Source organism: Agreia sp. Leaf244 (genome assembly GCF_001422695.1).
Taxonomy (GTDB): domain Bacteria; phylum Actinomycetota; class Actinomycetes; order Actinomycetales; family Microbacteriaceae; genus Agreia.
In genome coordinates this window covers 788,000-805,215 of the sequence record NZ_LMLX01000001.1, presented here as the reverse complement: position 1 = coordinate 805,215, position 17,216 = coordinate 788,000, and the positions used below count along the sequence as shown (strand labels likewise).

The window sequence follows — 17,216 nt, the reverse complement described above, 5'->3', positions numbered from 1 at the left end:
GGCCGCGGAGGGAACATCCCTACCCTCGAAGCATGAAGCACATCATGTACGCAGAGAAGACACTGATGATCGGCGATGACGCGGCCGACCTGGCGATCGAGTATGCGGCGGTGCTGGCCAACCTCAGCAAGGCCGACACGATCACGCTGAACGCCTTCGACGGCGACGGGGACACCGTCGAGGCGAAGCTGCTTCTCAACTCGGGAACGAACATCGTCGCGGCCACGAGTCACAACAGTCTCGAAGAGCCCGACAACTCGGAGGCCATCGCGTATATCCGCGAGCAGATGGTGGCTTTGAGTTCTCCGCGCTACGCGATGCCGCACGCCGGCGGCGACAGCTCCGACGCCGTCGACATCGACATGGACCTGGACGGCATCGACCGCTAGCGCCGGCTGAGTGCGTCCACGCGGGGATATCGATACCCGGGCTCCTCAGCCGCGACGGTGACGCCGAAACTGGCCCCACCGCTCGAACCGAACCGACCCCGGGTTCGGCCGGGAATTCGTTCAACAGGACGGATTGGCGAGCTGCCGCGTGTCGGCGTGCGCCACGCCGACGCGGGCGCGATCTGTCCTGTTGAACCGCGTCGGAGCGCGGGGGAGGTCAGCGCAGCTTCAGAGCCTGCGAGACCAGGTCGAGGGCCTCGTCCGAGGCCAGGCCGAGCGAGCGGGTCTTCGCCGCGTAGTCTGCCGCGGCGTGCTGGGCGGCCCGATGTGCGGCATCGCCCTGCGCAGACACCAGCGTGCCGCCCCGGCCATGGGTCTCGACGATGCCGTCGACCTCGAGCTCCTTGTACGCGCGGGCCACGGTGTTCGCGGCGAGCCCGAGTCGTTCGGCCAGCGCGCGCACCGGCGGCAGCCGGTAGCCCGCGGGCAGCCCGCCCGAGGTGGCCAGCTCGAGAACGTGAGCCCGCAGCTGCTCGTACGGGGGCGTGCCGCCCGCGGCATCCACCGACCAGTCGCCGGGAAACCCGGCGTCAGGCATCGGATGCCTCCGGCCGCTCGGGCGCGTCGGCGTCGGCTCGCGCACGGTCGGCCAGCGACTCGAGCAGCGCCTTCGGAACGATGAGCCGCTCGAGGTCGCCGAACGGAACCGCACCCTCGTCGGCCCGGTCGGCGCTGTTGCTGAGCGCCCGCACCTGCGTGTGAAGGTTCTGCATCTTCAGGTCGAGGCGGTTCGCCGTGTCGGCCGCATCTTTCAGCTCGTCGAGCAGCGTGGCCGGAACCTCGCGGTTGTACTTGTAGTAGATCTTGTGCTCGAGGCTCGCCCAGAAGTCCATGGCGATGGTGCGGATCTGGATCTCGACGGGAACCTGCTCCACCCTGTCGGACATAAAAACGGGCACAGACACGATGAGGTGAAGGCTCGTGTAGCCGTTGGCCTTGGGGTTTGCCACGTAGTCGCGCTCGGCGATCACCGTGAGGTCGACCTGGCTCGCGAGCATGTCGCGGATCTTGTAAATGTCGCTCAGAAAGCTGCACGTGATGCGGATGCCCGCGATGTCGTGGATGCAGTCGCGGATCACCGCGGTGTCGATCGCGAGCCCCTTGCGGCGCGCCTTCTCGAGAATGGAATCGGGCGACTTGAGCCTCGAGTTCACGTGCTCGATGGGGTTGTAGTCGTGCACGTGGTTGAATTCCTCGCGCAGGATATTGATCTTCGTCATCACCTCGTCGATGCCGAACTTGTACGACATCATGAAGCGCGTGAACTCGGCCCGCAGGTCGCGGATCTCGGCCTCCGTGCGGGGCAGCTCGGTGACGGGCGGGGTGTCTGAAGGGGCGTGCACAGCGGAAGTCTGCCAGTGCTACCTGCGGATCAGGTTCGAGAGCACTATGGCACTGCGGGTGTGGTCGACGTTCGGCGCGATGCGCACCTTCTCGAGGGCCAGCTCCAGGCTCGGGATGTCGCGCGAGCGCATATGCACGATGGCGTCGGCGCTGCCCGTGACGGTTCCCGCGTCGACGACCTCGGGCACAGACGAGAGGATGCGCTTGAGCTCGGCAGGCGCGACCGTTCCGCGGCAGAACAGCTCGACATACGCCTCGGTCACGGTGCCGTCGAGAGTGGGGTCGAGCTGGATGGTGAAGCCGCGGATGATGCCGCTGCCCACGAGCCGGTCGATGCGTCTCTTCACAGCCGAGGCCGAGAGCCCGATGACCTGTCCGATATCGCCGTACCCGGTGCGGGAATTCAGCTTGAGCAGGTCGAGAATCTTGTAGTCCAGGGCGTCCATACCCCGAGGATACGCGGAATTGTTGCACGGGCAGGGAGTTCGCGCACAAGAACAGCGTTGAACGATGGTCACGCGCGGATTGCCGCATGCAAGACTGGTATCAGGCGTGCCCGGCTGTGCAACAGGCCTGGGCCACTGGACTCAGTCCGCCTCCCGTGACAATCCTCGGAGGAACTCCTCATGACGTCCACCCTCGAAACCTCAGGCCAGTCCGCGGCTCCCGCCCGCGTCGCCACCCCGCGCCACTACCTCATGTGCCGCCCCGACCACTTCACCGTCGCCTACCGCATCAACCCGTGGATGGATCCGGCGATTCCCACCGATACCTCGCTCGCCGTGGCCCAGTGGAACACCCTTTACGAGACCTACCTCTCGCTCGGCCACACGGTCGAGCTCATCGACCAGATCCCCGGCCTGCCCGACATGGTCTACACGGCCAACGGCGGATTCGTCATCGACAACGTCGCCTACGGTGCCCTGTTCACGCACCCGGAGCGCCAGCCCGAGGGGCCGGCATTCATGGAGTGGTTCCGCGAGCACGGCTACGAGGTCGCCGAGCCGCAGAACGTCAACGAGGGCGAGGGCGACTTCCTGCTCGTCGGAGACGTGATCCTTGCGGGCACCGGGTTCCGCAGCGCGTCGAACAGCCACGAGGAGATCGGCACCCTCTACAACCGCGAGGTCGTCACACTCAACCTCGTCGACCCCCGCTTCTACCACCTCGACACCGCGATCTCGGTGCTCGATCCGCTGACGGGTGACTCGTCGGCCAACATCGCCTACCTGCCCAGCGCCTTCGACACGGCCAGCCGCCTCGAGCTCGAGAAGCGCTTCCCCGACGCGATCCTCGTCAGCGAAGAAGACGGTGCGATCCTCGGCCTCAACTCCATCTCCGACGGCTACAACGTGGTCATCGCGAACCGCGCGGTGGGCTTCGAGAAGCAGCTGCGCGAGCGCGGCTACAACCCCATCAAGGTCGACCTCTCCGAGTTGCTGCTCGGCGGCGGCGGCGTGAAGTGCTGCACGTTGGAACTCCGATGAGTGCCCTTCGACAGGCTCAGGGAACGCAGGCCCAGGGAACGGCCCCCGAGTTGTCGGCCAGCCAGGCGGCGGCCATCCGGCTCGTCGACGAGCATGCCGCGCACAACTACCACCCGCTTCAGGTGGTCGTGGAATCGGGCGACGGAGCGTGGGTCACCGACATCGACGGGCGACGCTACCTCGACTGCCTCGCCGCGTACTCGGCGGTCAACTTCGGCCACTCGAACCCCGTGCTGATCGACGCGGCCAAGGCGCAGCTCGACCGCATCACGCTCACGTCGCGCGCGTTCCACTCCGACAGGCTCGGCCCGTTCGTCACCGCCCTCGCCCAGCTCGCCGGCAAAGACATGGTGCTGCCCATGAACACAGGCGCCGAGGCCGTGGAGTCGGGCATCAAGGTCGCCCGAGCGTGGGGATACCGCGTCAAGGGCGTCGCCCCCGAGCAGGCGAACATCATCGTCATGGACGGCAACTTCCACGGACGCACCATCTCGATCATCAGCTTCTCCGACGACGCCACGGCCCGCGACGGCTTCGGCCCGTTCACGCCCGGTTTCCGCAGTGTCGCCTACGGCGATGTGGATGCGATCGCGAACGCCATCGACGAGAACACGGTCGCCGTGCTGGTCGAGCCGATCCAGGGAGAGGCGGGCATCGTGGTTCCGCCCGCGTCGTACCTGCTCGCGCTGCGAGAGCTGTGCACGGCGCAGAACGTGCTCATGATCGCCGACGAGATCCAGTCGGGCCTCGGCCGCACGGGAGCCACCTTCGCGTGCGATCTCGTGGGCGTCGTGCCCGACCTCTACCTGCTGGGCAAGGCTCTCGGCGGTGGAATCGTTCCCGTCTCGGCCGTGGTCGGTAATGCCGATGTGCTCGGTGTGCTGAATCCCGGCGAGCACGGGTCGACCTTCGGCGGAAACCCGCTGGCCGCCGCCGTGGGCCACGCTGTCGTCGACCTGCTGGCCACCGGCGAGTACCAGGCCCGCGCGGCCGAGCTCGGGGCGCACCTGCACTCGCGTCTGCTCTCACTCGTCGGTCGCGGCGTGGTCGAGGTTCGCGGCGCCGGCCTCTGGGCGGGCATCGACATCGATCCCGCGCTCGCGTCGGGACGTGAGGTCTGCGAGGCGTTGCTCGCCCGCGGAATCCTGGCGAAGGACACGCACGGCTCGACCATCCGTCTGGCTCCGCCGATCGTCGTCTCGAGAGAAGACCTCGACTGGCTGGTCGACGAGTTGGAGCTCACGCTGGAGTCGTTCGCGGCCTAGCCCGCTGGCTATCCGCGCCCTCTTGGAGCGTCCGCCGCTGCTCGACGGGGCGCGGATGCACCAAACGGGCGCGGACTTGCCTACTCGCTCGGCGCGTACACGTTCTGCACGAACGACTCGAAGGCGCTCGCGTCGTCGAGTGCGCCGGTGTACGCGGTTCCGTTCACCACGACGAGCGGCGCGGTGTCGAGGGCCGCCACGTCTGAGTTCGGAACCGATGCGTGGGCCCTGCCCGTGGCATCCACGACCCAGTCGTCGAAGGCGCCCGACGTGATGCAGTCGGCCACCGCGGTGTCGGTGACGCCCGCGGTCTGCACGAGGCTCACGAGGTCGGCGTCGGAGAGCCCCGATGCTCCCGCGGTCGACTGCGCCGTCGCTAGAGCCGTGTTCACGGCCGGAACGGCCTGGGGCGACGCGTCGGCGACGCAGGCGATCGCGTTCGCCGCGCGCGTGGAGTAGTTCTGGTTCACCGAGTCGTCGAGGGCCACGGGGTGAAGCTCGAGCGTCGCGTAGCCCGACGTGACCCACGACAGCAGGGCGCTGCCGTTGGTGGTCTCGAACAGCGCGGAATCGGCGTTTCCGTAGTCGGCGTAGACCACCACGTGCAGAAGCTTGTCGCTCGTGTCGAGAGTGCTGGCCACGGGCGTCGCATTCGACTCCTGGGCCGCCGCGGTCGCCGCGGTGACCTTACTGCCGTCGCCCGAGAACAGGATGCCGTCGCTCGCCATGTTCATCGGCCCGAGCGCGGGGGCCGGCTGCAGGGCGGACACGATGGTCACCGTGCCCACCGAGAGCACGGCGACTCCCACCACGGCGAGGCTCGTCCTCCAGGCAATGCGCCTGTGCCTCCGCCTGCGGGCGGCCTCCTCGCGTTCGAGCCTCGCGAGTTCGCGGGCCAGGGCGCGGCGGTCCTTCTTGACGAGTCCGGTGAACAGGGTCTTCTCGGCTCTCATCGGCGGGTCTCCTCGGCAGTGCACAGATCGAACGGCCCGACGCTATTCACGCCACCTTCGACGTCGCTATGACTGCGCTCGCAAAACGCTGGGCAGAATGGACCCATGGCATTCGAGAGTTTTCCTCTGCGTCGTGCCCACGAGCATCCACTCGAACCGATGCCGCGCGGCGCGTGGCCCGCGACGCTCGCGCCCGTCACCCACCTGCTCGACGAGGGAATCGACTTCGCGCCCGTCACGGTGTTCGTGGGCGAGAACGGCTCGGGCAAGTCGACCCTCGTCGAGGCGATCGCCCAGGCATACGGGCTCTCGCCCGAGGGTGGCTCCGTGAACGCCATGCACTCGACCCGGTCGACCGAGTCCGGCCTGTGGCGGCACCTGCAGCTCGTGCGCAACGCGGGGGCGTCGAAGCGCGGCTACTTCCTGCGCGCCGAGACGATGCACGGCTTCTATACGTACCTCGAGCAGAATCCGGGCGCTCGCGCCGAACCGCGCTTCCACGAGCTGTCGCACGGAGAGTCCTTCCTCGAGCTGGTCGTCGACCGGTTCAGGGGGCCGGGGCTGTGGGTGCTCGACGAGCCGGAGTCGGCGCTCTCGTTCACCGGCTGCCTGTCATTGATCGGCATCCTCAAAGACCTCGTCGCCACGGGAGACTCGCAGGTGATCCTGTCGACACACTCACCGGTGCTCGCCGCTTTTCCGGGCGCCGACATCCAGGAGGTGGGGGAGTGGGGCCTGCGTCGATCGGAATGGGCCGACCTCGACCTGGTGCGCAACCTGACACTGTTTCTGGATGCCCCGGGCCGGTTTCTGAGGCACGTCTAGGAAGACGGATGCGGCGGTGTCTAGCGGGGCACGGCCGAGATGAGTCCGAGCCCGACGCTCACTCTGTCAGCGGTCTCGATGAGCTGCTCGGCGAGGTCGTCCTGATCGATTTCCCGCACCACGGAGAGGCGCCCGGAGACGGAGATGCCGGCCACGATCGCACCCGAGCCGTCACGGATCGGTGCGGCCATCGAGAGTCGACCCAGCGCGAGCTCCTGCTCTTCGCGGCAGTAGCCCCGGTCCGCGGCATCGGCAAGAGAGGCAGTGAGCGCGGCATGGTCGACGATGGTGTGCACGGTGTAGCGCTCGAGATGCTCACCGAGAAGGTCGCGGCGGCGTGATTCGTCGAAGCCGAGCAGCAGGCACTTGCCGAGGCCAGAGGCGTGCAACGGCTGACGCATGCCGACCATGGTGTGCGACTTCGGTGCGAGCGCGCCCTCGAAGTGACAGAGGTAGATCAGGCTCGTGCCGTCGAGGATGCCGACGTTCACACTGAGCCCGGTGCGCTGAGCGAGCAGCTCGGCGGCGGCCCGTGACTCCCTGTGCACTGGATTGTGGTTCAAGGCCTGACTGCCGAGCGACAGGATCGTCGTGCCTATCGCGTACAACTGCGAATCCGCCTCGCGGCGCACATAGCCGAGTTCCTCGAGCGAGGCGAGCAGTCGAGCCGTGGTCGAGGCCCCGAGGCCGATCGCCCGCGCGATGTCCGAGGCTCTCAGCGCTCCCGCCTTCGCCTCGCCGAGCGCGGTGAGCACTGCGGCCGCCCGTCCGATGCCCTGCTGCACCTCACCCGACATGCCATCTCCTCGTCCGCTCCACCGAGCATCCTCGACTCGTTCGAGTTACAACGAGAATACGGGGATCGCGGATCAGGACCGGCCGCTCGCTTCCGAATAGACCTTCAGCGCGCTGACCGAGACGTATGGCGCCCCGGCCGTGCTCAGGCAGACGAGCCGGAGCGCGTCCGCCGACACCGTCTCGATGTCGTGAACACGGTGCCGTCGTCTGTTGCCCGAGACCTCGACGATCGAACGCCAGGCACCATCGACGCGCGCCTGCACCCGGTAGTCGGTGACAAGCTCTGGAACGACGTCGAAATCGGTGCGGTGGTGGTGCAGGTTGATGAGATCCTCATCGACGTCGTCGTTATAGACGATGCGCAGCGACGAGACAGGAACAGCATGCTCCCACTCGAGCTGGAGCCACTGCTCGAGACCCGGCTGCGGTGCCGAGGCCCACAGGTGTGGGCCGCCGTAGGGGCGCTGGATGCCGTCGGTCGCGCGCTCGGGCACGTACGCCTGCGTCGCGGGACGCGCCTCGAATACGAAACTTCGATGCCGGAGGCCTCGGGCGACCCAGTTGGTGAGCAGCTCGCCGTCCTCCTCTGCGATGTGTGCGTCGAAGGGCTTGTCCGCCGCGATGCGCCGCTCGAGAGCCAGCACGCCGTACGGGCGTTCGCCCGTCAGCTGCAGGTCGATGTCGGCGTTCGCTCGCACGATCACCACGACGTTCTGCGACTCGTCGGGTCGCCAGTCGAACCGGCATGCGGCCACCAGGTCTGCACCGACTCCAACCGTGACCGTGCGCGTCTCGAGAAGACTGACGGGAACGTAGTTCTGGGGGCGGCCGGTGTGCCACAGTTCGATCTGCAGTTCGGTCTGCGCCCGACTGTCGACCGTGAATGACACCGAGTCGAGGCGCGGATCGACCGGGAGCACAAGCCCGACATCTCGGACGAGGTGGTAGCGCTCGGCCGGGTCGGTGATCGCATCCGCCTCCATGGGCGCGGCGAGCCGGGTCTGCGAGGTCGAGGCCGTGACGCGTGCGGAGCGCGCCAGATCGTCCGGATCGTCGACCCGCACTCCGATCACGGGCGCGTCCTCGCGCAGAAGGGTCCGCTGCAACTCTGCCAGGTGCGTTGTTCCGAGCTCGCGCGGTGTCACGCCGAGTCGTCCTGCGAGGGCTGCGGCCGTGCCCACCGCCTGTCCCTGAGTGGCACACGTAGCCATGACACGCGTCGAACCGAACGCCACGTGCGACGCCGAGATGTTGCGGCCGGCGAAGAGGAGATTCGGCACGTCGACCGAGTACAGCGAGCGGAACGGGATGTCGTAGGTGCCCGCGCTGTGCCGTTGCTGCGCCCCGGCCTTCTCGGCGTAGACGCCTTCGACCGGGTGCAGGTCGATCGACCAGCCCCCGAAAGCCACCGCGTCGTCGAATTCGACCTGGTCGAGGATGTCGTACTGCGTGAGGGTGTGGTCGCCGACGAAGCGGCGGTACTCCCGCTTGCCGGGCACGGACCCCACCCACTCCAGACTGAGCGTCTCGGCGTCGAACTCACCTGAGTTCTTGATGTGGTCCCAGATGCCGAACACGACCGACCAGAGCTCATCGCGGATGCGCTCGTTCTCGGCCACCGTGTCGATCTCGCCGCCCCATTCGATCCACCAGTAGTCGCAGCCGTTGTCGCCTGTGCGAATCACCCGGTTGCGGATGATCGGCGTCGCGGTGATGTCCTTCGCGATCGAAGGCGCGACGAACTTGGAGGCGCGGCCGGTGTCCTTGGTGTAGAAGAAGATCGAACTGCCGAGCAGCTCGTCGTCCGCCGTCTCGGGCGCCCACTCTTCGCCGAACTCGGCGCGAGCCTCGCGGCCTACCCTGTAGGAGGCGCCGGCGAGATGTCCCACGAGCCCGTCCCCTGTGCAGTCGATGAACAGAGGGGCGTCAAAGATCGTCTCGATTTCGCTTCCCATGGTCCATCCGGTGACCGACTCGATTGCGTCGCCGGACTCGTTCATCTGCAGATCGCGCACGTCGGTATTGAGGTGCATCGAGATGCGGGGTTCGGCGCGTACGGCGTCGAGCACCACTTGGTCCCAGTAGTACGGATTGCCCTCGGCATTGCGGAACTGGTTCTCGAGGAAGAGCTCGCCCATGATGCCGGTCTCCCGAGCGAAGCGCTGGTGACCGTGGGCGGTGGCCCCGACCACCCATACGCGTATCTCGCTCGAAGAGTTGCCGCCGAGCACGGGCCTATTGGTGATCAGCGACACCGAGGATCCGAGCCGAGCTGCGGCCACGGCGGCATTCACCCCCGCAAGACCTCCGCCGATCACGACGACGTCGCTTGTGATGCTTCGCTTGTGCATAGTCCCTCTCGATCAACGTCGACCGTTGCTGGAGGCCAACGTTACCACTCACCGATAATTGTTGCCCGATGAGTGGCACAACCGTTGCAAGGAATGGTACGTTCATGCCCAAGCAGTCCGACAACGACGTGGGAGATCATCCGCATGACAGATACAACGACAGGCGCCGTCGCGTCGAGCGCGGAGACCCCGCTCGATGACGAGGCGCGCCGCCGCGGCCTTCGCAAGGTCATCATGGCCGCCGGCACCGGCCATTTCGTGGAGTGGTTCGACTTCGGTCTCTACGGAACCCTGGCCACGATCATCAGCGTCAATTTCTTTCAGCAGGGCAATGCACAGGCCGCCCTGCTCTCGGCATTCGCCGTTTTTGGTGCCGGGTTCGTCATGCGTCCGCTCGGCGGACTGTTCTGGGGATCCTTGGGCGACCGGGTGGGCCGCAAGACCACTCTGGCAACGGTCATCCTGGTCACCTCGGGCGCGACGGTCGTCATGGGCCTGCTGCCCACCTACGACATGGTGGGCCTGTGGGCGCCGATTCTCCTCGTGCTCGTGCGTCTCGTGCAGGGCTTCGCGGCCGGGGGAGAGAGCTCGGGCGCGACGACGCTCCTGGCCGAGTACGCGCCCTCGAATCGGCGCGGCTTCGTCACGAGTTTCGTCGACGTGTTCGGCTTCGCCGCGTTCGTCGTGGGTGGCGGGCTCGTGCTGCTGTTCACCTCGACCCTGGGCCCGGATGCGCTCAACGAGTGGGGGTGGCGCGCACTGTTCCTCCTTGCGTTGCCGCTGGGCCTCGTCGGCGTGTATCTGAGACTGAAACTCGAGGACACTCCGGAGTTCCAGGCGCTGCAGAAGAAGGGCGAAGTGTCGAAGTCGCCTCTTCGCACCTCGCTTCGGACGTCGTGGAGGGCGTTGCTGTTCTGCGTCGGGTTCGTGGTGATCAAGGCGGTCGGACACTGGATTCTGCAGACCTTCATGCCGAGCTACCTGCAGACCGACCTCGGCTTCAGTCAGCCGGTCAGCTACGCGGTGACGGTGAGCGGTCTGCTCGTGATCGCGATCCTCGTGCCGTTCATGGGCCTCCTCAGCGACAGGGTCGGGCGCAAGCCGGTGATGATCGCGGGATGCGTGGGATTCATCGTTCTGACGTACCCGGCGCTGATGCTGATGGGTTCGGGGAACATTCTCGGCGCCACCGTCGCTATGATTCTGCTCGGTCTGTTCATGGCCGCCTACGACGGCGCCTCGAGCGCGGCGATGGCGGAGTTGTTCCCCACGAACATCCGGTACGGGAGCATGGCGATCGCGTACAACCTCTCGGTGGCGGTCTTCGGCGGTATCACTCCGTACTTCGCCACATTCCTGATCGTCAGCAGCGGCAACCGGTTCGCTCCCGCCTTCTACGTCATGGCGGCGGCTGCGGTGACGCTGGTGGTGGTGCTCCGTGCTCGTGAGACGTTCAAGCGTCCATTGATCTCGGAGGCGTGACACGTGCTGATCGCAGTCACCGGAGTCTCGGGCAGGGTCGGCCGTGCCGTCGCCGCCGAATTGCTGGAACGCGGGCACCGCGTGATGGGTCTCGATCTGGTCGCGCCCGCCCATCCGCTGCCCGGGGTCGAGTATCTCCTCGGCGACCTGGCCGACCTGCCGGCCTCGGATGCCCGCCTCGGCCAGGTCGAGGCCGTCGCCCACCTGGGCGCCTACATGTCGTGGGATCCCGCAGACGCGGAGAAGATCGTGCACGCGAACAGCACGGCGACCATCTGCCTCCTCCGCGCGCTGGAGGGCTCGGCGACGCGCCGGTTCGTTCTCGCCAGCACCGGCGAGGTGTACCCGGAGAATGCCCCGCAGTATCAGCCCCTCGACGAGTCCCACCCGCGCCGACCCACCACCTGGTACGGGCTCAGCAAAGTGCTCGCCGAGGATTCGGTGGCCTTCGCGGCTCGAGCGCAGGGTTGGGATGCGGTGGTGCTTCGGTTCTCCCACACCCAGGACCCGGCCGAGATCCTCGACCCCGACTCGTTCTTCTCGGGTCCGCGTTTCTTCGCCAGTCGGCGTATCGCCCGGGAGGAAGCCGCCGGACACGCAGATGTCGTGGCTGCTCTCGCCCCTTATGCGGGCGACGACTCCACCCTGCTGGTTGCCTCTCGGGTGGATGGGGAGCCGGTTCAGATGGGTATCCTGGCCACGCCCGACCTCGCCCACGGCGTGGTGCTCGCCCTCGAGGCTCACACCACGGGCGTCGAGGTGGTCGGCCTCGGACCGGATTCATCGACCGACCTCGGAGCCTTCGCGCGAGCGCTTGCAGAGGCGGCCGGCCTCGCGACCGTCGAGGTGACATTCCCGCTGTCGGCGCCGAGCTACCGCACGTCGAACGCTCGAGCACGCTCGCTCCTGGGCTTCGAGCCGTCGATCGACCTCGACGAGTTCGTACGGCTCGCCGTGACGGCCCGGGCGTCGCGCCTCGAATCGCGCCTGCCGACCGTATAGCTCTCGTGCCCCTGGACCCTTTCTACGTCACGCGCTTCGAAGAGGTGGCCGGATTCGATCGTGATCGCGCGGCTCGGTCGGACCCGGATACTCGACGGCGCATCGCCGACTACCGTGCGCCGACCGAGTACGACGTGCCGGCCGCCGTCGATCTCGATGAGGTCGTGATCACAGGCAGGCACGGCCCGATTCCGTTGCGGCGGTACCGCGGCGGCCGCGGCGGGGCAACGACCCGCACGGTGCTCTGGGTGCATGGAGGCGGCTTCTCTCAGGGCGCCCTCGACTGGCCGGAGTCGCATGTGGTCGCGGCCGAGCTCGCGGCCAGGGCGTGCGCCGATGTAGTCAGTGTCGGATATCGCCTGGCCGTCGACGGTGTGCGCTATCCGGTGCCTCTCGACGACGTGCACGACGCCGCCGAGTGGCTGACCACGACAGCACCTTCCGGCGCGGCGGTGGCGCTCGGTGGTGCCAGCGCGGGCGCATCCCTGGCCCTCGCGACCGCCCAGCGCCTTCGCGATACGACGAACACTCCGGCCGCGCTGCTTCTCGCCTATCCGCTCGTCCACTTTCCGGTACCGGCGCTCGAGGACGACGAGGCGGTTGCGGTGGCGCGCATCCTGCCGCCGATGCTTCGATTCCCGCCACGTCACGTCGAGGCCATTATGCGCAACTACGTCGGCCGGCTGCATGACCTGCCCGCGCACGCCGTGCCAGGAAGCGGCGACCTGGAGGGGTTGCCCATGACGCACATCGTCGTCGCGGAGTACGACGAGCTCCGCCCCTCCGGTGAACTGCTCGCCCGCCAGCTCGGCGACGCCGGGGTGCCCGTCGCCATCGACCTCGCCAGCGGAGTTCCGCACGGTCACCTCAACCGCACCCCGTCGGCCCCCGAGGTGTCGTCGACGCTCGCCGCCCTCGCCGCAACGCTGCGAGCTCTCTGATCCGTGCGACCAGGCGCCAGAAGTGTCCGATTCGGACTGGATGTCCCGGTGCGCCGGTACCTTTGGTCCGTGGCAGCAACTACTGGCCGGCACTAGACTCGGCCAAAACCGAGTAGCCGCTTGGTTTTGCCACCGACGCCTAGGATGCCACTGATGCCAGCCTCACTCGCCCGACTTCGCGATCTCGTTCCTTCCCGCGCCCGCGTGATCATCGACAACGACTTCTCCGGTGATCCCGACGGTCTTCTGCAGCTTGCTCACCACCTGCTCTCGCCCTCCGTCGACATCCGCGCCGTCATCGGCTCGCACCTGCGCCCCGGCGACCCGTTCGACCCCAGCGAGGTCACGGCCGACAATGCCGCGCGAGAGGCTCTGGATGTCGTGACGCGGCTCGGCCTCGACGGCCGCGTTCCGGTGGTGCCCGGCTCGAACGTCGGCCTGGCCGACCGGGCGACGCCCATCCGGTCTGCGGCGACCGACGCGATCATCGCCGAGGCGATGCGCGACGACACCGACCTGCCGCTGTATCTCGCGTTCGGCGCAGGGCTCACCGAGCTGGCCAGCGCCTGGCTGCTCGAGCCGCGCATCGCGGACCGCCTGACCCTGGTGTGGATCGGCGGGCCCGAGCACCGCGGTCTCGCCGTTGCGCCTCCCGGCTCGGTCGGCCCCGAGTACAACCTCAATATCGACCTGATCGCCGGCCAGGTGGTGTTCGGCGATTCCGGCATTCCCATCTGGCAGATCCCGCGCAACGCCTACCGGCAGACGCTGCTCTCGACCGCCGAGCTCATCACGCGCATCGGGCAGGCGGGGTCGCTGGGCGAGCATCTCGAGCGTGCGATCACCCGGGTGTCGACGATGGCGGGCCGGCACGGGATCCTGCTGGGCGAGACGTATATCTGCGGCGACAGCCCGCTCGTTCTGCTCACGGCGCTGCAGTCGGCGTTCGAGGCCGATCCGTCATCGAGTGACTACGTCGTGCGGCCCACCCCCTCGTTCGACGACGAGGGCGGCTACATCGAGGCTGCCGGGGTGCGCGATATGCGCGTCTACACCCGGCTCGACGTGCGGCTCATGTTCGACGACCTGTTCGCCAAGCTCGACCTGTTCGCCGCGACCGAGCGATGAGGAGTCGCATGCTCGGCGACCTGTCGGTGTCGTCGATCGCGTTCGGCGGGGCCGGTCTCACGTTCGCGCAGCAGCTCGACGACGCGCGGCGCGAGCAGCTGCTGCGCGTCGCCGTGGATGCCGGGTGCACGCTCATCGACACCGCCCTCGCCTACTCGACGGCCGACGAGAGGCACCACAACGAGCGGCTCGTCGCTCGGGCCCTCGGCTCGTCGATGCGCGACGGCTCGGTGACCGTCATCTCGAAGGGAGGCCACTACCGCGACGGCGACAGGTTTCCGATCGATGGACGTCCCGAGGCGATCGCCGCCGATTGCCGGGGCAGCCTCGAGGCGCTGGGCGTCGACGCCATCGACATCTACCTGCTTCACAAGCCCGATCCCGACGTTCCCCTGGAGGAGAGTGTCGGAGCGCTCGCGACTCTGCGGGAGCAGGGCCTCGTGAAGCGGGTCGGGGTGTCGAACGTGAGCCGAGACGAGCTCAGACGAGCGCAATCGGTCACCGCGATCGACGCGGTCGAGAATCGGCTCGACCTCGCACGGCACGACTCGTGGGCGGTGCTCTCGTATGCGACGAAGATAGGTATGCCGTATCTGGCATATTCGCCGCTGAGCGTGCTCGGCGACTGGCAGAAGTTCTCCGCGAACGACTTCGTCACGGCGCTCGCGGCTGAGCAGGGCGCGTCGCCGCAGCAGCTCGTTCTCGCGTGGATGCTCGTGCAGGGAGCGACCGTGATTCCGATCACGGGGGCCACTCGCGAGGAGAGCATCCGCTCATCTGCCGCTGCGAGCGAGATCCAGCTCACCTCGGAGCACGCGGTCCGACTCGGCGACCAGATCCGCGCGAGCGCCGGCTAGAGCGGAACGGTGAGCAGCGACTGCACGTAGCGCCGGGTCTCGTCGGCCATGTCGATCGAGTCCTTGTCGAGGAGCCATTGAACTTGCAGGCCGTCCATCAGGGCGACCAGAGATCGCGCGGCGCTGGCCGGGTCGACGCCGACCTCGAGCCGACCCTCGTGTCTCATGTTCTCGAAGGCCGCGGTCGTGAATCCGACGACCCATTTGTATCGATTGATGAAGTACTTGTGGGCGGGATGGTCGGCCGACGTGGCCTCGGCGGACAGAATGCAGTGCAGTTCGACAAGGCCGGGAACGCTGGCGTTGTATTCGACAAGGGACACAAGGCCACGAATCTGCTCGAGACCGTCGGGGTTGTCCATGTTCGTCAGTGTGCGCGACTGGTCGTCGCGCAACTCGAGCACGCCGGCCAGCAGCTCGTTCTTGTTCGAGAAGTGGTGCAGCAGGCCGGCCTGGCTCATACCGACCCGTTCGGCGATCTCGCGGATCGAGCCGCTGCGGAAGCCGTTCGATGAGAAGACCTCGATGCCGGCCTCGAGAATCTCTCGTCGCCGGGCAGCGGTCTTCGCGTACGTGCCGCGGGGCTTTCCGGTAACAGTCATGGGGGCGACTCTACCGGCGAAAATAACGATTCGGTCAAAACCTAGTGGTCGCTCGCTTTTCGTGTTAGCGTCGCCCCAGACGTAGCCCAATGGGGGTCTACATGCACCCGAAAGAGACAACGATGTTCCGATGGAAGAGATTGGCGGCGGTCGCTGCCGTCGTCGCACTGGGCCTGACCGGCTGCTCCGCTTCATCCGGTGGTAGCGAAGATGCGGGAGGCACGCTGACCCTCGGTCAGATCGTTCAGCCGACCACGTTCGCTGCAGCGCAGTCGAACTGGGCGAACGAGTCGCCCTACATGCAGGCCGTCTACGACACCCTCCTCACCGCCGACCCCGAGGGCGAGCTTCAGCCCGGGCTCGCCACCAAGTGGGAGTACAACGACGACAAGACGCAGCTCACGCTCACGCTGCGCGACGACGTGAAGTTCACCGACGGCACCGCCCTCGACGCCGAGGCCGTGGCCCAGAACCTGGTCCGCTTCCGCGACGGCGCCGGCCCCAACGCCTCGTACCTCGTCGACATGACAGATGCGGTCGCCACCGACGCCACGACCGTCACGATCACCCTCAAGGCCGCCAACCCGGCGCTCCTCACCTACCTCTCGCAGAACGCGGGCCTCGTCGAGGCGCCGAGTGCCTTCGAGGCGTCCGACATCCAGACCGTGCCGGTCGGCAGCGGCCCCTACACGCTCGACACGGCGGCGACCGTCATCGGCACCTCCTACGTGTTCAATAAGAACCCCGACTACTGGAACGCCGAGAACCAGCACTACGACAAGATCGTGATGAACGTGTACGGCGACCCGACCGCTCTGCTCAACGCGGTCAAGGGCGGACAGGTCAATGCGGCGAACACCCTCAACAACAACGACGTCGCGCAGATGGAAGCCTCCGGCTTCACGGCGAACCCGCTCGAGCTCAACTGGGCCGGTCTCACCCTGATGGACCGCGACGGAACCGTCGACCCGGCGCTCGCCAACGTCAAGGTGCGCCAGGCCATCAACTACGCGTTCGACAAGGACGCGATGCTGAAGACGGTCGAAAGCGGCTTCGGCACCCCGACCACCCAGGTGTTCCCGGAGCGCTCCGCCGCCTACGACAAGAGCCTCGACTCGGCCTACGACTACGACCCCGCCAAGGCCAAGGAGCTCCTGGCCGAGGCCGGCTACGCCGACGGCGTCACCATCCAGATGCCGAGCACACCCCTCCTCGGATCGGCCACGTTCACGCTGATCCAGCAGCAGCTCGCCGATGTCGGCATCACCGTCGAATACGGCGAGCCCGGCAACAACTTCATCGCCGACGTGCTCACCCCGAAGTACCCCGTGGTCTACATCCCGCTCCAGCAGGGTGGCGACTGGGAGCTGATCCAGTTCCTGATCTCCCCCACGGCGACCTTCAACCCGTACCACACCACCGACGACACGGTGAATGGCTACATCGCCACCGTGCAGAACGGAACCCAGGAGGAAGCCGATAAGGCGGCCGCTGACCTCAACAAGTACCTGGTCGACAACGCCTGGTTCGCACCGTGGTACCGCCCGCAGTCGACCTACGTGACCGACGCGAACACCTCGGTCGTGATGCAGCCCGGTAACGCGGTGCCCTACCTCTGGAACATCACTCCGAAGGCCTAGGCCCTCGGTGCCCGGCCGGCGCCGGCAACCCCTGGTTGTCGGCGCCGGCCGGCCTTCAGCGCAGCTTCATCCCTCTCATTCCCGTAAAGGAA

General features: G+C 67.2%; 17 protein-coding genes. 10 read left to right on the top strand and 7 right to left on the bottom strand.

What is annotated here, in order from left to right; all coding sequences use genetic code 11:
- Positions 1-32 precede the first annotated feature (32 nt).
- Complete coding sequence (locus ASF06_RS03630) at positions 33-389, top strand: hypothetical protein (protein ID WP_055943393.1); 357 nt, start codon at positions 33-35, stop codon at positions 387-389.
- Positions 390-606: 217 nt separating this feature from the next.
- Here the strand turns inward: ASF06_RS03630 and ASF06_RS03625 are convergent, their stop codons facing one another.
- The 3 genes from ASF06_RS03625 to ASF06_RS03615 are packed head-to-tail and all read right to left on the bottom strand — an operon-like array spanning position 607 to position 2,239.
- On the bottom strand, positions 607-987 hold the full coding sequence (locus ASF06_RS03625; protein ID WP_055943390.1) for a GntR family transcriptional regulator: 381 nt from the start codon (positions 985-987) through the stop codon (positions 607-609).
- Entirely contained in the window at positions 980-1,792 is an 813-nt protein-coding gene (locus tag ASF06_RS03620; RefSeq protein WP_326940846.1) for a GTP pyrophosphokinase, read from the bottom strand. The genes ASF06_RS03625 and ASF06_RS03620 overlap by 8 nt, the downstream gene beginning before the upstream one ends.
- Positions 1,793-1,810: 18 nt before the next feature.
- A complete protein-coding gene (locus ASF06_RS03615; RefSeq protein WP_055925222.1) occupies positions 1,811-2,239 on the bottom strand; it encodes an Lrp/AsnC family transcriptional regulator in 429 nt (142 codons plus the stop codon).
- 180 nt (positions 2,240-2,419) lie between these two features.
- Between ASF06_RS03615 and ddaH the strand changes: the two genes are divergently transcribed.
- Positions 2,420-3,280 carry a dimethylargininase gene (ddaH, locus tag ASF06_RS03610; RefSeq protein WP_055943387.1) on the top strand — a complete coding sequence of 287 codons (861 nt, stop codon included), beginning with the start codon at positions 2,420-2,422 and terminating at the stop codon, positions 3,278-3,280.
- The gene (gene rocD / locus ASF06_RS03605; protein WP_082500677.1) at positions 3,277-4,545 is read left to right on the top strand and encodes an ornithine--oxo-acid transaminase; all 1,269 of its coding nucleotides are present in this window, start codon (positions 3,277-3,279) and stop codon (positions 4,543-4,545) included. The genes ddaH and rocD overlap by 4 nt, the downstream gene beginning before the upstream one ends.
- An 80-nt stretch (positions 4,546-4,625) precedes the next feature.
- Here the strand turns inward: rocD and ASF06_RS03600 are convergent, their stop codons facing one another.
- A complete protein-coding gene (locus ASF06_RS03600; RefSeq protein ID WP_055943384.1) occupies positions 4,626-5,498 on the bottom strand; it encodes a DsbA family protein in 873 nt (290 codons plus the stop codon).
- Positions 5,499-5,603: 105 nt separating this feature from the next.
- On the opposite strand from ASF06_RS03600, the gene ASF06_RS03595 reads away from it, so the two are divergent.
- The gene (locus tag ASF06_RS03595; protein WP_055943382.1) at positions 5,604-6,323 is read left to right on the top strand and encodes an ATP-binding cassette domain-containing protein; all 720 of its coding nucleotides are present in this window, start codon (positions 5,604-5,606) and stop codon (positions 6,321-6,323) included.
- Positions 6,324-6,343: 20 nt separating this feature from the next.
- Here ASF06_RS03595 and ASF06_RS03590 read toward each other — a convergent pair whose 3' ends face one another.
- A complete protein-coding gene (locus tag ASF06_RS03590) occupies positions 6,344-7,120 on the bottom strand; it encodes an IclR family transcriptional regulator (protein WP_055943379.1) in 777 nt (258 codons plus the stop codon).
- Positions 7,121-7,192: 72 nt separating this feature from the next.
- On the bottom strand, positions 7,193-9,472 hold the full coding sequence (locus ASF06_RS03585) for an FAD-dependent oxidoreductase (protein WP_055943374.1): 2,280 nt from the start codon (positions 9,470-9,472) through the stop codon (positions 7,193-7,195).
- 144 nt (positions 9,473-9,616) lie between these two features.
- On the opposite strand from ASF06_RS03585, the gene ASF06_RS03580 reads away from it, so the two are divergent.
- The 5 genes from ASF06_RS03580 (at position 9,617) to ASF06_RS03560 (ending at position 14,882) form a co-directional block, all read left to right on the top strand.
- Positions 9,617-10,954 (top strand): MFS transporter, encoded by a 1,338-nt coding sequence (locus ASF06_RS03580; RefSeq protein ID WP_082500676.1) that lies wholly within the window; start codon positions 9,617-9,619, stop codon positions 10,952-10,954.
- Positions 10,955-10,957: 3 nt separating this feature from the next.
- Entirely contained in the window at positions 10,958-11,956 is a 999-nt protein-coding gene (locus tag ASF06_RS03575) for an NAD-dependent epimerase/dehydratase family protein (RefSeq protein ID WP_082500675.1), read from the top strand.
- A gap of 5 nt (positions 11,957-11,961) precedes the next feature.
- Positions 11,962-12,897: an alpha/beta hydrolase fold domain-containing protein gene (locus ASF06_RS03570; RefSeq protein WP_055943371.1), complete on the top strand. Its 936-nt coding sequence runs from the start codon at positions 11,962-11,964 to the stop codon at positions 12,895-12,897.
- 153 nt (positions 12,898-13,050) lie between these two features.
- On the top strand, positions 13,051-14,025 hold the full coding sequence (locus ASF06_RS03565) for a nucleoside hydrolase (protein WP_157439053.1): 975 nt from the start codon (positions 13,051-13,053) through the stop codon (positions 14,023-14,025).
- A gap of 8 nt (positions 14,026-14,033) precedes the next feature.
- Positions 14,034-14,882, top strand: coding sequence for an aldo/keto reductase (locus ASF06_RS03560; RefSeq protein WP_055943365.1), 849 nt, complete (start codon positions 14,034-14,036; stop codon positions 14,880-14,882).
- Here the strand turns inward: ASF06_RS03560 and ASF06_RS03555 are convergent.
- On the bottom strand, positions 14,879-15,484 hold the full coding sequence (locus ASF06_RS03555; protein ID WP_055925203.1) for a TetR/AcrR family transcriptional regulator: 606 nt from the start codon (positions 15,482-15,484) through the stop codon (positions 14,879-14,881). The two genes, ASF06_RS03560 and ASF06_RS03555, sit on opposite strands and share 4 nt — an antisense overlap.
- A gap of 101 nt (positions 15,485-15,585) precedes the next feature.
- On the opposite strand from ASF06_RS03555, the gene ASF06_RS03550 reads away from it, so the two are divergent.
- Positions 15,586-17,124 (top strand): ABC transporter substrate-binding protein, encoded by a 1,539-nt coding sequence (locus tag ASF06_RS03550; protein WP_235500879.1) that lies wholly within the window; start codon positions 15,586-15,588, stop codon positions 17,122-17,124.
- Positions 17,125-17,216 lie beyond the last annotated feature (92 nt).